General features: G+C 61.5%; 10 protein-coding genes. 8 read left to right on the top strand and 2 right to left on the bottom strand.

Translation table 11 applies throughout. The annotated features are described in order from the left end of the window. Position 1: 1 nt before the first annotated feature. The gene (locus SFY93_RS08240; protein WP_320446709.1) at positions 2 to 1,291 is read left to right on the top strand and encodes a flavin-dependent oxidoreductase; all 1,290 of its coding nucleotides are present in this window, start codon (positions 2 to 4) and stop codon (positions 1,289 to 1,291) included. Between the two features lie 46 nt (positions 1,292 to 1,337). Here the strand turns inward: SFY93_RS08240 and mutY are convergent, their stop codons facing one another. Next, complete coding sequence (gene mutY / locus SFY93_RS08235; RefSeq protein WP_320446708.1) at positions 1,338 to 2,450, bottom strand: A/G-specific adenine glycosylase; 1,113 nt, start codon at positions 2,448 to 2,450, stop codon at positions 1,338 to 1,340. Positions 2,451 to 2,478: 28 nt separating this feature from the next. Here mutY and SFY93_RS08230 point away from each other — a divergent pair, with 28 nt between their 5' ends. The 4 genes from SFY93_RS08230 (at position 2,479) to SFY93_RS08215 (ending at position 5,013) form a co-directional block, all read left to right on the top strand. Next, positions 2,479 to 2,958, top strand: coding sequence for a DUF721 domain-containing protein (locus SFY93_RS08230; protein ID WP_320447720.1), 480 nt, complete (start codon positions 2,479 to 2,481; stop codon positions 2,956 to 2,958). Positions 2,959 to 3,063: 105 nt separating this feature from the next. After that, complete coding sequence (locus SFY93_RS08225; RefSeq protein ID WP_089262423.1) at positions 3,064 to 3,720, top strand: DsbA family protein; 657 nt, start codon at positions 3,064 to 3,066, stop codon at positions 3,718 to 3,720. 61 nt (positions 3,721 to 3,781) lie between these two features. After that, positions 3,782 to 4,126: a DMT family transporter gene (locus SFY93_RS08220; protein ID WP_068733204.1), complete on the top strand. Its 345-nt coding sequence runs from the start codon at positions 3,782 to 3,784 to the stop codon at positions 4,124 to 4,126. Between the two features lie 623 nt (positions 4,127 to 4,749). Further along, positions 4,750 to 5,013 carry a hypothetical protein gene (locus tag SFY93_RS08215; protein ID WP_231078103.1) on the top strand — a complete coding sequence of 88 codons (264 nt, stop codon included), beginning with the start codon at positions 4,750 to 4,752 and terminating at the stop codon, positions 5,011 to 5,013. Positions 5,014 to 5,387: 374 nt separating this feature from the next. Here the strand turns inward: SFY93_RS08215 and SFY93_RS08210 are convergent, their stop codons facing one another. Further along, positions 5,388 to 6,182 (bottom strand): hypothetical protein, encoded by a 795-nt coding sequence (locus SFY93_RS08210; RefSeq protein WP_320446707.1) that lies wholly within the window; start codon positions 6,180 to 6,182, stop codon positions 5,388 to 5,390. 206 nt (positions 6,183 to 6,388) lie between these two features. On the opposite strand from SFY93_RS08210, the gene SFY93_RS08205 reads away from it, so the two are divergent. The 3 genes from SFY93_RS08205 (at position 6,389) to SFY93_RS08195 (ending at position 12,959) form a co-directional block, all read left to right on the top strand. Continuing rightward, complete coding sequence (locus tag SFY93_RS08205; RefSeq protein ID WP_320446706.1) at positions 6,389 to 8,011, top strand: DUF6119 family protein; 1,623 nt, start codon at positions 6,389 to 6,391, stop codon at positions 8,009 to 8,011. 341 nt (positions 8,012 to 8,352) lie between these two features. Further along, positions 8,353 to 11,817: a chromosome segregation protein SMC gene (gene smc, locus SFY93_RS08200; RefSeq protein WP_320446705.1), complete on the top strand. Its 3,465-nt coding sequence runs from the start codon at positions 8,353 to 8,355 to the stop codon at positions 11,815 to 11,817. A 173-nt stretch (positions 11,818 to 11,990) separates the two neighbouring features. Then, the gene (locus tag SFY93_RS08195; RefSeq protein ID WP_320446704.1) at positions 11,991 to 12,959 is read left to right on the top strand and encodes a small ribosomal subunit Rsm22 family protein; all 969 of its coding nucleotides are present in this window, start codon (positions 11,991 to 11,993) and stop codon (positions 12,957 to 12,959) included. Positions 12,960 to 13,127 lie beyond the last annotated feature (168 nt).

The following is a 13,127-nucleotide window of genomic DNA, read 5'->3' as shown; positions in this document are numbered from 1 at the left end:
AATGACCGTTCTCATTGCAGGCGGCGGAATTGGCGGACTGACGCTTGCGCTCAGCCTGCATCAGATCGGCGTGCCATGCCGCGTGTTCGAAAGCGTGCCGGCGCTCAGGCCGCTCGGCGTCGGCATCAATGTGCTGCCGCATGCGGTGCGCGAGCTGATCGAGCTCGGCCTGCACGACCAGCTCGACGCGTCCGGCGTGCGCACCCGCGAACTCGCCTTCTTCTCCAAGTACGGCAAGCCGATCTGGAGCGAACCGCGCGGCATCGAGGCCGGCTACAAATGGCCGCAATTCTCGATCCATCGTGGCAGGCTGCAGCAGATCCTGCTCGACACCGCCATCGAACGCCTTGGCGCCGAGAACATCCTCACCAGCCATCACCTGAGCGGCTGGACGGAAACGCCGGACGGCGTCCGCGCCGACTTCATCGACAAGGCCACCGGCAAATCCGCCGGCAGCTATGACGGCACGCTGTTGATCGCCGCCGACGGCATCCATTCGGCGATCCGGCAGAAGCTCTATCCGCAGGAAGGCGCGCCGCTATGGAATGGCCGCATCCTGTGGCGCGGCATCACCAAGAGCGATGCGTTTTTGACCGGCCGCACCATGATCATGGCCGGCCACGAGATCCTGAAATTCGTCTGCTACCCGATCTCGCAGGAGCCGGATGCCGACGGCAAATACGACATCAACTGGGTGGCCGAACGGCACATGCCGCCGACCTATGAGTGGCGCCGTGAGGATTACAACCGTGCGGCCAGACTCGACGAATTCCTGCCCTGGTTCAAGGACTGGCGCTTCGATTGGCTCGACGTGCCCGGCCTGATCAGCAACTGCCCGCACGCCTATGAATATCCGCTGGTCGACCGCGATCCGGTCGATCGCTGGACCTTCGGCCGCATCACGCTGATGGGCGACGCTGCGCATCCGATGTATCCGATCGGCTCCAACGGCGCATCGCAGGCCATTCTCGACGCGCGCGTGCTGACGCGTGAGATTCTTGCGCTTGGCGACGTGCCGGCTGCGCTCGAAGCCTATGAGGCCGAGCGACGCCCCGCGACCACCGACCTTGTGATGTTGAATCGCCGCAACGGACCGGAACAGGTCATGCAGATCGTCGAGGAGCGCGCGCCTGAGGGCTTCAACGTCGTCACCGACGTGCTGTCGCAACAGGAACTCGAAGACATCGCCGCCAACTACAAGCGCGTCGCCGGTTTTCAGGTTGAAGGGCTCAACGCGAAGCCGCCGATCGTGACGCTGCCGCAATCGTCGCAACTTTCCAGCGCGGGCTGATACAGCTCGCGCTGCTGTCGCGCATTCAAGCGTCTGGATTCAAACTTCAATCCAGTCCATGCGCGATGACCTTGCGCATGACATTCGGCAGAGCTTCGTCATCCAATGTTGCGATCGGGACCCAGCGCATGCCCTCGGGGGGGCGGGTGCGGGGCGGCACATGCGCCGTATAGACGGCGAGCTCCAGCGGGAAGTGTGTGAAGATATGGGTGACCGCGCCGGTTTTGCGATGCCACGCCGTGAGATTTTTTAAGGTCGGCGCCTGCTTGAACGCGTCCTTGTCGTCGTGACCGGCGAGCCATTCCGATGACGGCACTTCGGTCATATTTCCCAGCAAGCCCTTTTCCGGGCGCGTGCGCACCAGCAGTTCGTTGCCGCGCGTGACCACGAAGGCTGCGCCACGCCGCAAGATGCCGGCCTTCTTCGGCAGTTTGCGCGGAAACGTCTCTTGGTCGCCGCGAGTCCTGGCGGCGCAATCGTCATTGATCGGACACAGCGCGCAGGCCGGCTTCTTGGGCGTGCAGATGGTGGAGCCGAGATCCATCAGCGCCTGGGCGCTGTCGCCGGCCCGCGAGGGACCAAGCAGCGTCGCCGCCAGCCCCACGATGACAGGCTTGGATTTCGGCAGCGGTTCTTCCACCGCATAGAGCCGCGACGTCACGCGCTCGATATTGCCATCCACCGGCATGCATTGCCGGCCGAAGGCGATCGCGGCGATGGCCGATGCCGTATAGGGCCCGATGCCCGGCAGCGCGCGCAGGCCGTCCTCGGTATCCGGAAAGACGCCGCCATGGTCGCACAGCACGGCGACGGCGCAGGCGTGGAGATTGCGCGCGCGGGAGTAATAGCCGAGCCCGGCCCACATCCGCAGCACGTCGTCCTGCGAGGCACTGCCGAGATCGCTCACCGTGGGCCAGCGCGCCAGGAACTTGGCGAAATACGGCCCGACCGCCTGCACCGTGGTCTGCTGCAGCATGATTTCCGACAGCCAGACCCGATAGGGATCGATACCCTCGCCCGGCAATGGCCGCCACGGCAACCTGCGGCGATGCTTGTCATACCAGGCGAGCAGTTGGGCCGGGCGCTTGGCAGCGGCGCTTTCCCCGCTATCCCGTGCGGAAGGTTTCTTTCGTCGGGTGGCGGCGGCTGATAGACTCATGCCGACCATGTATCCAAAACGCCCGACCATGAACAAGCCCGGCTATATCTCGGCGAAACCGCTCTCCGTCCTGCTCGGCGGGGTGTTTGCCGATGCCTATGCCAAACAGGGCTTTGCCTCGCGCGAGCTGGTGACACGCTGGGCCGAGATCGCCGGCCAGCAGGTGGCGAATTTCTCCGAGCCGTTGAAGATCCAGTGGCCGCGCCCCGTCGAAGGCCAGCCGCAGGAGCCGGCGACTTTGATCCTGCGCGTCGAGGGGCCAATGGCGCTGGAGATCCAGCATTCGTCGGACGCGATCCTGCAGCGGGTGAATCGCTTTTTCGGCTGGAACGCGGTCGGCAAGATCGCGCTGCGCCAGGCGCCGCTGTCGCGGCCGCAGCCTCGCCGCACCGTGAAGCCGCCGGATGCGAAGGCCATCGCCCAGGTCGCGGAAACGCTGCCCGAGGTCGAGGACGACGCCTTGCGCGAGGCGCTGGCGCGGCTCGGCGCGGCGATCAAGCGAAGTTGAGGCTTTCCAGCCCACCCGGAACCGGCGCGTGCTTGCCACATTTGTGGTTTCAAGTTAGCGAAGCGAACCTTTTCCCGGCGTCCGCCGCCGCTTTGGAGCATTCCTTTGATCATCACGCGCCGTGACTTCACCGCCGCCCTTGCCCTGACCGGCGCCGCAGCAGCCATCGGCCTGTCGCCGCTGCAGCTGATCTCCGAGGCTTTCGCGCAGAACGCCGTCGACGTCGCCAAGCCGGTGTCGCTGCCCGACATGGCGCTCGGCCCGAAGGATGCCGCCGTCACCGTCACCGAATATGCCTCGATGACCTGCCCGCATTGCGCGGCCTTCACCGAGCAGGTGTTCCCGAAGATCAAGGAAGCCTTCATCGACACCAACAAGATCCGCTTCGTGTTTCGCGAATTCCCGCTCGACATCAAGGCCGCCGCCGGCTCGATGCTGGCGCGCTGCATCGCCAAGGAAGACTCGGGCAAGTATTTCGCCGTCATCGATATGCTGTTCAAGCAGCAGAACGACTGGGTGATGAAGGACACCGCCGCGACCCTGACCCGCATCGGCAAGCAGGCCGGCCTCAGCCAGCAGGCCGTGGAAGAATGCCTGAAGGACCAGGCGCTGCTCGACAAGATCGCCGCTGACCAGAAATATGCCAATGAAGTGCTGAAGGTGAACTCGACCCCGACCTTCTTCATCAATGGCGAAATGCTGAAGGGCGAGCAGTCGTTCGAGGAATTCTCCAAGAAGATCACCCCGCTGCTGAAGAGCTGAGGTTTTCTTGTCCCTCCTCGCCTTTGCGCGGGGAGGGATTCCTGAACGCCCGAGCCCTTTCATGACCCCGACCTTCCTCAACTACGCCGCCCTCGGCTGCGCCATCGTGCTGGAGACCATCGGCACGGCGCTGCTGGCGCAGTCGCAGCAGTTCACGAAGCTCTGGCCGACGTTCGGCATGGCCGTCTGCTACATCCTGTCGCTCTATTTCCTGTCGCACGCGCTGAAGGTGATGCCGGTCGGCATCGCCTATGCGATCTGGAGCGGGCTCGGCATCGTGCTGATTTCTGCGGTGAGCTATTTCGCGTTCCGGCAGGCGCTCGATCTCGCCGCCATCATCGGCATCGGCTTCATCCTGACCGGCGTGGTTATCGTCAACGCGTTCTCGGCCAGCGCATCGCATTAGCGCGCTGCGCGCCATCCTGTTCTCTGATTCTTCTTCTTCGCTTCAAACAGCCAAGCTCTCGCAGTCTCGCGGCGCCCATGGCGTCCGAGGTGTGAGCAGTCCCCCTCCTGAAACATGAGGGGCGGCGGCGCGCCATCAGGCGCAAAGGGTGGTGTGTGTCGCGATCCGCTCCACCGGAACGCCGGCAAGCTGCAACCGCGCAACGCCTCGAGGGCGCGCCACCGCGACGTCTTTTTAGCTGAGGGACCGTTCTTCCGGGTAAAGGGCAGAGCTCCGCACTCCGCTTATCCCGACGATTTCTCGCCGTTCACCAATACCACGTCCAGCCAGCATGAGTGGCAGAGCCCCGTAGTGGGCCCGGACGGTGACCCCAAGCCTCCCGAGTGTGCGGGGTACGTCACCCCACACCCGCAGGCGCCGCATCCTGTCCCACCTCAAGACGCCTCATGAAGCGCCCCTCGCGAACCGGATAAGATTTGATTATAATCTTATAGGAAAACTGTCAAGTGCCCGCCGGGCATTTTTTCGATGCCGGATGCAACTGAAGCCGCGCTCATGCGTTCACGTAGTTCACCCAAAAGAATAGTTCAGTCCCCCTCGTCCAACCCGATGAGACTTGCCCCATGCCGACACGCGCCAGCCACCTGCCGCATTATGTCGAGCGCACCGCGCTTCAGAAATTGCGCGATACGCCGGGCCTGCTTGCGCCGCATTTGATGCCTGCCGGGCCGAAGACCCTGTCCAAGATGGTCGCCAAGACCTGGATCGCGCTCCAGGCCGGCTCGCTGGTGCGCTATTGCATCACGCCCGAAGGCGAAGCCGCGCTGAAGGCCAAAATCCCGATGCCGCGCAACGCACAGACTCCGCCCGCTGACACCCTGCGATAGCAGCCCTGCGCTAGCAGACCGGCGACAGCCGCGCCACGCACCTGCCGGATCTTAACGGATGACGCGCCTGCGGATTAACCCTGATTCCAGGCGTAAACGCGCGTTAAGGAACGCTTAAGCGCCATCTCCGCATTCTCGTCCCATTAGCGTGAGGGGCGTATCATGTTTGAAAATTTCATCTGCGAGATCATCGGCCTGGCATTTCTCGGCCTCTGCATCGCCGTACTCGGCGCACCGCAGCAGCGTCGTCCGAATGGATATGCGCGGGACGTGTAAGAATCTGGATATATACGCCAAAGGCGTCTCTGATTTCGCCCGCTCGCGCCTCGCCCATGAGATAAATATGAGCAGCGCCCCCCATCAGCGTGCCATGACTATTCATCAGGCCGCTCGATGAAAGGAAAACTGCTCTCCGACCGATCTCGTTTGTGTAGCTTCGGCAGCTGCTGCTCAATACTGATCCGATTTCGGTAAACGAAGCGAGGCGCCCTGAGCACTGGCTCAAGTACTGGAATGGGAGCTCCAAGCCGTCCGTCGAATTCCAGCTGCTCCTCCTTCTTCGCGATTTTGGGGATCCCAGGCGATGGCTGCGGCCACCTCGAAGGTGGCGGTAGACCCTGAGTGGTAAGACGTCTTTCGACGGCACTCAATTCGTCCACGGAGAGATCTTCAGCTATCAGGGCTAGCTGCCTCTGCAATTCAGACAACTCTTTCTTGAGGTCCTTGTGGCTCAGTTCCTCTAACGAGCTCTCAACATGCGCCAGCCTTCGAACGAGCCGATTGAGTTTCCCCGGCGTCTTTAATCGCCGCTCAAATCTATAGACTTGATCCTTCGTGGCTCCAGCTTTCTTCTGGAACGGCTCGCAAACGTCCACCGCGAATTCTCTAGCATCGTTACACAATTCAACGACGCTCTCTTTGAAGCCCTTATAATCCGCGATTTTGCTGTACGATTCCAAAGCTAAGTGGCCTGCAAGAAGTCCAATCACGGTGACGCGAACTACAAGCGAGCCTTCCTCTAGCTCAACATCAATAGTCACTCCGCCATCGTAGATTCGTTTAGCTGCATCCGCAGACAACGCTTCAGCGACCTTCACTAGAGCGCTTAGTTTTTTACGCGACGCCTTGTACGGCTTTAAATGCAGATAGGCTTGAGCAAGTTGGGCCACACCATCACCATTTCGCAATGAAATCGGCTATTTGAATCCAATCTCGGCCAGACAATAAGATTGTAATCTCACACTCGCGCTGTGGAGGGCTATCCTGCGCGTGTTGCTATACAAGTGCATTCAATAGATAAGGGTAGTATTTGCAACCCATAATTGCCGACCAATTCCAGCATTTAGTCAAATCAATTGCACTGTGGAGCTCTGCGATGACGAAGAGCCGCTCGTTTTCAATTTTCCTATTGAAAGAGAACTTCAACGCAGGAAACGCACTGAAGGACGACAACGTTCTGCGCTCGGATTTTGACGCCGCTGCTCTGCCTGCTGGGGCAGAGCTATTTGTGCTGGACGCCCCCTCGAAACCGCCTTGGTGGAAGGGATACTTCGGCATTGACGGCAATTTAAACCAATCAAGCAAGGGAGCTCTGGTTATCTTCCCCGTTCAGGATCGCCATTTCGCCCTATCTTTTGGGCATGTTTTTCATAACTTGAAGGATACAAGCTATGAATACGACTTTGGCCTACGCGTCACGCTGAACAGCCTTGATCCTGATCGGCTGAAGAGCACCGACGTTCTCGAGCCAGGTGCTTCGCGCCGCAGAAGAACACAGCTTCCGATCGAATCGGACCTAACATTTTTTGATTTTGACCGTGATAGCACTGTTCTGAAGAGTCTCACGGGAAAGGTTAAGGACGAATACAAGGAGTTATTTCGACACGCTACTGGTGCAAGCAACCTCAGAGTTAGCTCGGACTTCCAGTCCAACAAGCTAATCGAACTCTGCGAAAGGTTGCTACAGATTTACAGTAGCGAGGAGTACAAAGAGACATTCCCAGACATTCAGAACATCGTCCCAATTCGAGACCCGATCCTTATTGAGCAGCTCGACGCCAAGTTGATTGCCGCAATTCAAGCTAAAGACGAAGGCTTGAACCTAACCGTTCCCGATCTGATTAATTACAGCGACAATGCTTATGCCAGTTTTTCTGGCTGCGGAGAGAGCGACAATTTTGAAGACGTCTTCATGGAGCGATATTTTGAATATCTGGAGAAGCATGACTTCGATCTAGCAACGATCCAAATTTCAAATCTACGCAAGCATCAACTACTTCTCACGGATGAGCACGGCTCAATCAAGGACCATTACACCATCTACAAAAGCTTGGTGTTTGACTTAAACCACGGCGGCGAGAATGAGACCTTTCACTTGTCCGAGGGGCATTGGTACAAAATCGAGACTGATTACGTCCTCAAATTGAGGACATCGCTTGATCCATTATGCATCGACCTCCCCCTGCCTCCATACAATCATGATGGGGAAGACACATACAACGCTCACATTCCCGGAGTTATGCCATCCTTAATCTGCTTGGATAAAAAGAACATCAGTCCAATGGGACAAACTCAAATCGAGCCATGCGATCTCTATGGCCCAGATGGTGACAAAGGTGTTTTTTACCACGTAAAGGTGTCCACGTTTTCGTCCCAGCTGAGTCATCAGTTCAATCAGGGCGCGAACGCAGTCGAGATTCTCAAACTCGAAGATGCAGCGATTGAAAAATTGAGAGAGCTTGTCACCGAACTCGCCCCGCACCACATCCGCGATCAGATGCTTAGTCCGCTAGTGAGCAAAAAATTTCAGGTTATTTTTGCAGTCATCACACACAAGGATAAGGCCGCAAAATCCGACAACCTCCCACTATTTTCGCGAATAAGCCTGATGAGGGTAATGAAAGCCCTTCGAGTAATGAGCGTAGACGCAGCGTTTGGCTTCGTCCCAGATGCATCTCCCAAAAAGGTGGGTAGGAGAAAGACGAAAAAAGCAGCCTAAGACACAAGGCGACACGTCCTCTCAGTTGGCCCAATGCCAGTAGATAGCCGTCCCCCGAAACCGCATTGGCGGTGCGGTAGACTGTCTACTTTAACTTGCCCACCACCCCATCCCCTTAAAACAAGCCCTTTTTCACGCCCTCCCCCACCTATCCCCCGCAAAACCCTTGGGAAAAGCGGGGTTCCGCGGTTGCGCGGCTGCCTTCGTCTCGCCATTGTCCGGGCCAATGAGAGCCGCGACCAGCGAGTCTCCACCCGCGCGGCAGCTGCATTTATGCTATTGTTCGTGCTGGGGGATTCGCGATTCTCGGGGCTGTTCGGCTAACCTAGAGTACCGTATCCATGAAACTCACGCGCCTGCGCCTGCACGGATTCAAGTCGTTCGTCGAACCGACCGACTTCATGATCGAGCCCGGTCTGACCGGCGTTGTCGGCCCCAATGGCTGCGGCAAGTCCAATCTGGTGGAAGCGCTGCGCTGGGCGATGGGCGAAACCTCGCACAAGTCGCTGCGCGCCGCCGATATGGACGCGGTGATCTTCGCCGGCTCCGGCAACCGCGCCTCGCGCAACCATGCCGAAGTGGTGATGACGATCGACAATACCGATCGCACCGCGCCGGCCATGGTCAATGACGCCGAAATTCTTGAAATCTCCCGCCGCATCGAGCGCGAGGCCGGCTCGCAATACCGCATCAACGGCCGCGACGTGCGCGCCCGCGACGTGCAGATCCTGTTTGCCGACGCCGCCACCGGCGCGCGTTCGCCCGCCCTCGTCCACCAGGGCAAGATCGGCGAAATCATCCAGGCGAAGCCCGAGCAGCGCCGTCGCGTGCTGGAAGACGCCGCCGGCGTTGCCGGCCTGCATGCGCGCCGCCACGAAGCCGAGCTGCGCCTGAAGGCCGCCGAAACCAACCTGACCCGCGTCGAGGACGTGATCGGTCAGCTCTCCGGCCAGATGGAAGGCCTGAAGAAGCAGGCCCGCCAGGCGATCCGCTACCGCGAAGTCGCCGGCAAGGTGCGCAAGGCCGAGGCCATGCTGTTCCATCTGCGCTGGCTGCAGGCGCACCAGGACAATGCCGAAGCCGCAACCCTGCACGACCAGTATGTGCGCGATCTCGCCGAACGTACCCGTGAACAGGGCGAAGCCGCGCGCATCCAGGCGATCCGCGCGTCTGAACTCCCTGCCCTGCGCGAGGCGGAAGCCGCTGCTGCCGCCGGTCTGCAGCGCCTGACCAATGCCCGCGACATGCTCGACCGCGAGGAAGAGCGCGCCAAGGAGCGCGCCGCCGAGCTCGACCGTCGCCTGACCCAGTTCGAGAGCGATGTCGCGCGCGAGATGAAGCAGTCGGAAGACGCCGAATTCGCGCTGCTCCGTCTCGACGAAGAAGACGCGATGCTCAAGGAAGAGATCATGCAGCGCGTCGAGCTGCGTGGCGGCGTCGATGACCGCGTCTCCGAGGCCGAAGCCGTGCTGGCCGCCGCCGAGCGCACCTTCACCGAACTCACCACCGCCCATGCGGACATGACCGCCAAGCGTAACCAGCTGCAGTCCAACGTGCGCAGCCAGGCCGATCGCCTCGCGCGTCTCGGCCAGGAAATCGCCAGCGTCGAGGCCGAGATCGAGGCACTGACGGCGCAGACGTCAGGCTTCGGCGATCTCGACGAGCTTGCAGCCCTGATGGAGACCTCGCAGGAAATCCTGCTGCAGGCGGAAGGCGCCGTGGCCGACAACGAGGCCGCGCATATCGCGGCCCGGCAGACGCTGGAAGCCTCGCGCGCGCCGCTGAACGACGCCGACCGCAAGGTGCAGCGGCTCGAAACCGAAGCCCGCACGATCTCAAAGATCCTCAACGGCGAAACCAAGAACCTGTGGCCGCCGATCATCGATGGCGTCAGCGTCACCAAGGGCTATGAAAAGGCGCTCGGCGCCGTGCTCGGCGACGATCTCGACGCGCCGGTCGATCCCTCGGCGCCGATGCGCTGGACCAATGCCGGCGATCACGCCAACGATCCGGCGCTGCCTGCGGGCGTGGAATCGCTGGCCTCGCATGTGAATGCGCCGGCCGAACTCGCACGCCGCCTGAAGCAGATCGGCGTCGTCTCCAAGGATCAGGGCGCCGCGCTGGTCTCGCAGTTGCAGACCGGCCAGCGGCTGGTGTCGCTGGAAGGCGACGTCTGGCGCTGGGACGGTTTCGTTGCCGGTGCGCATGCGCCGACCGGCGCGGCCCGTCGTCTCGCCGAGCGCGCACGCCTGACCGATATCGAAGCCGATCTGGAAAACGCCAAGATCGACGCCATTGCCAAGCGTGAAGCGCTGGAAAGCGCCGAACAGGCACTGAAGTCCGCCGCTTCGGCCGAAGGCGCATCGCGCGACGCGCTGCGCAATGCCCGCCGCGACGTCGACCAGGCCCGCGAGCGCCATGCCAATGCCGAGCGCGAGATCAACCGCCATGCGGCCCGCCGCGCGACGCTGACCGAAGCGCAGTCGCGCCTCTCCAACGATCGCATGGAAGCGGAAGCGGCGCATGAGAGCGCGCATGCCGCGCTGGAATATCTGCCGGAGAGCTCCGACGCCGAGGCGCAGCTTGCGACCGTCCGCGGCGAGATCGAAGGCCACCGCCGCGGCGCCGCTCAGGTGCGCGCCGAAGCGCAGGCGCTGGCCCGCGAGGCCGAACTGGCCGACCGCCGCCTGCAGGCGATCATCGCCGAGCGCACCGACTGGGCGAACCGCAAGACCTCCGCGGCCTCGCAGATCGAGACGGTTGCCGCGCGCGTCGCCGAAGTGACCCGCGAACGCGCCGAACTCGAAGACGCCCCGGCGCTCTATCTGCAGAAGCGCCGCGCGCTGATCTCGGAAGTCGAGAGCGCCGAACAGGCGCGTCAGCTCGCCGCCAACGCCCTCGCCTCGGCCGAAAACGCCATGCGCGAGACCGACCGCGATGCCCGCGGCTCGCTGGAAGCGCTCTCGGCCGCGCGCGAAGCTTGCGCCCGCACCGAGGAGCGCATGGAAAGCGGCAAGCGCCGCCTGGAGGACATCGAGCGCGAAATCCGCGACATGCTGGAAGTCGAGCCGGAAGGCGTCGCTGCGCTCGCTGAAGTCCGCCAGGACGATACGCTGCCGCCGCTGGCCGATATCGAAGCCGATCTGGAAAAGCTGCGCCGCGATCGCGAGCGTCTCGGCGCCGTGAATCTGCGCGCCGAGGAAGAGCTCAACGAAGTCGAAGGCACGCATAACGGCCTCGCCACCGAGCGCGACGACCTCGTCGAAGCCATCAAGAAGCTCCGCACCGGCATCCAGAGCCTGAACAAGGAAGCCCGCGAACGACTGATGACCTCGTTCGACATCGTCAACGGCCACTTCAAGCGGATGTTCGTCGAACTGTTCGGCGGCGGCGAAGCCGAGCTGAAGCTGATCGAGAGCGACGATCCGCTCGAAGCCGGTCTCGAAATCGTCGCCAAGCCGCCCGGCAAGAAGCCGCAGACCCTGTCGCTGCTGTCAGGTGGTGAGCAGGCCCTGACCGCGCTGGCGCTGATCTTCGCGGTGTTCTTGACCAACCCGTCGCCGATCTGCGTGCTGGACGAAGTCGACGCGCCGCTCGACGACCACAACGTGGAGCGCTTCTGCAGCCTGCTGCATGAAATGTGCGCCTCGACCGAAACGCGCTTCATCACCATCACGCACAACCCGATCACCATGGCGCGCATGCACCGCCTGTACGGCGTCACCATGGCAGAGCGCGGCGTGTCGCAGCTGGTCTCGGTGGATCTCGAAAATGCGGTGAAGATCCTCGATCAGGAAGTGGCGTAAGTTTCTTCTCTTCCCCTCTCCCCTTGCGGGAGAGGGTGGATCAATCGAGCGAAGCGAGATTGAGACGGGAGAGGGGTTGCAGCGACCTGAGAGCCTGTCCCCTCTCCCGCCTTCGCTTCGCGAAGGCACCCTCTCCCGCAAGGGGAGAGGGGAAGAAAGCAAGCGCGTCCAGCATGACCGCACCCGATCTCCCCGCCGAACTTACCGCGGCCCTCAACGCCCGCCTGCACGGCTTCTCGCGCAATGACGCGGCTGCGCGCTCCGATGCAATCTCGCAGACCTATCGCTCTGGCGGCGGCTCGACGACCATCCGTAGCGAGAGCGACGCACTGGCCTATGCGCTCGCCCGCATGCCGGCGACCTATGCGGCGGTCGTCGCCAGCCTCAATGCGCTGCAGGAGACACGACCGGACTTCGCACCGACCACGCTACTCGATTGCGGCGCCGGGCCGGGAACGGCGACATGGGCCTGCGCCGAAGCCTTCGCGTCGCTCAATGCGTTCACGCTGCTCGATGCCAATCCCGCTCTGCGCACGCTTGCGCTTGGTCTGGCGCAGGACAGCCACCGCATCCCCGCGATGAACTACACGCTCGGCGACGCTGCCGCGACAATCGCCAATGCCCCATCCGCCGATCTCGTCATCGCGAGCTATGTCATCAACGAGCTCAACGATCTCGCGCGGACAAAACTCGTCGCGGCGATGTGGGCGAAGACCAATGATACATTGCTGATCGTCGAGCCCGGCACACCGTCGGGCTATCAACGCATTCTCGATGCGCGTGCGCAGCTCATCAAGAACGGCGCGCATGTGATCGCGCCCTGCCCGCATGACGATGCATGTCCGCTGGTGAAGCCGGACTGGTGCCACTTCAGCCAGCGGCTGCAGCGCTCCCGTGTGCATAAACAACTCAAATCCGCAGAACTTCCCTATGAGGACGAGAAATTTATTTATGTCGCGCTGTCGCGTGCGCCTGTCGCGCAGCGGCCGTCGCGCGTGCTGACGCAACCGGTAACGACAAAGATCGCAATCACGGCAAAACTCTGCACAAATGCAGGCGTTATCGCCGCAAACGCACCGCGCCGCGACAAGGCGAAGTATGCAAAGTTCCGCAAGCTCGACTGGGGCGATGCGGTTACCTGACCCATCAGTCGTCATTGCGAGCGCAGCGAAGCAATCCAGTCCTGCCTCGCTTGTGCTTACTCGATTGCTTCGTCGCTGCGCTAAGGGGAAAGCTGAAAGCTTTCCCTGACCTCGCCATGACGTGGAGGGATTCGGGAATAATTCGAACCTGCGAGCGTTTGTTCTCCT

It is taken from the genome of Tardiphaga sp. 42S5 (assembly GCF_034044155.1).
In the GTDB taxonomy this organism is placed as follows: domain Bacteria; phylum Pseudomonadota; class Alphaproteobacteria; order Rhizobiales; family Xanthobacteraceae; genus Tardiphaga; species Tardiphaga robiniae.
Note: the sequence above shows the minus strand (reverse complement) of the source record. Positions and strands in the feature narration are given on the sequence as shown.

Excerpts from the sequence above, each read along its gene's own strand:
- SFY93_RS08230 (WP_320447720.1), top strand. The coding sequence starts at position 2,479 with ATGAACAAGCCCGGCTATATCTCGGCGAAACCGCTCTCCGTCCTGCTC.
- SFY93_RS08215 (WP_231078103.1), top strand. The coding sequence starts at position 4,750 with ATGCCGACACGCGCCAGCCACCTGCCGCATTATGTCGAGCGCACCGCG.
- SFY93_RS08220 (WP_068733204.1), top strand. The coding sequence starts at position 3,782 with ATGACCCCGACCTTCCTCAACTACGCCGCCCTCGGCTGCGCCATCGTG.
- SFY93_RS08205 (WP_320446706.1), top strand. The coding sequence starts at position 6,389 with ATGACGAAGAGCCGCTCGTTTTCAATTTTCCTATTGAAAGAGAACTTC.
- smc (WP_320446705.1), top strand. The coding sequence starts at position 8,353 with ATGAAACTCACGCGCCTGCGCCTGCACGGATTCAAGTCGTTCGTCGAA.
- mutY (WP_320446708.1), bottom strand. The coding sequence starts at position 2,450 with ATGAGTCTATCAGCCGCCGCCACCCGACGAAAGAAACCTTCCGCACGG.
- SFY93_RS08240 (WP_320446709.1), top strand. The coding sequence starts at position 2 with ATGACCGTTCTCATTGCAGGCGGCGGAATTGGCGGACTGACGCTTGCG.
- SFY93_RS08195 (WP_320446704.1), top strand. The coding sequence starts at position 11,991 with ATGACCGCACCCGATCTCCCCGCCGAACTTACCGCGGCCCTCAACGCC.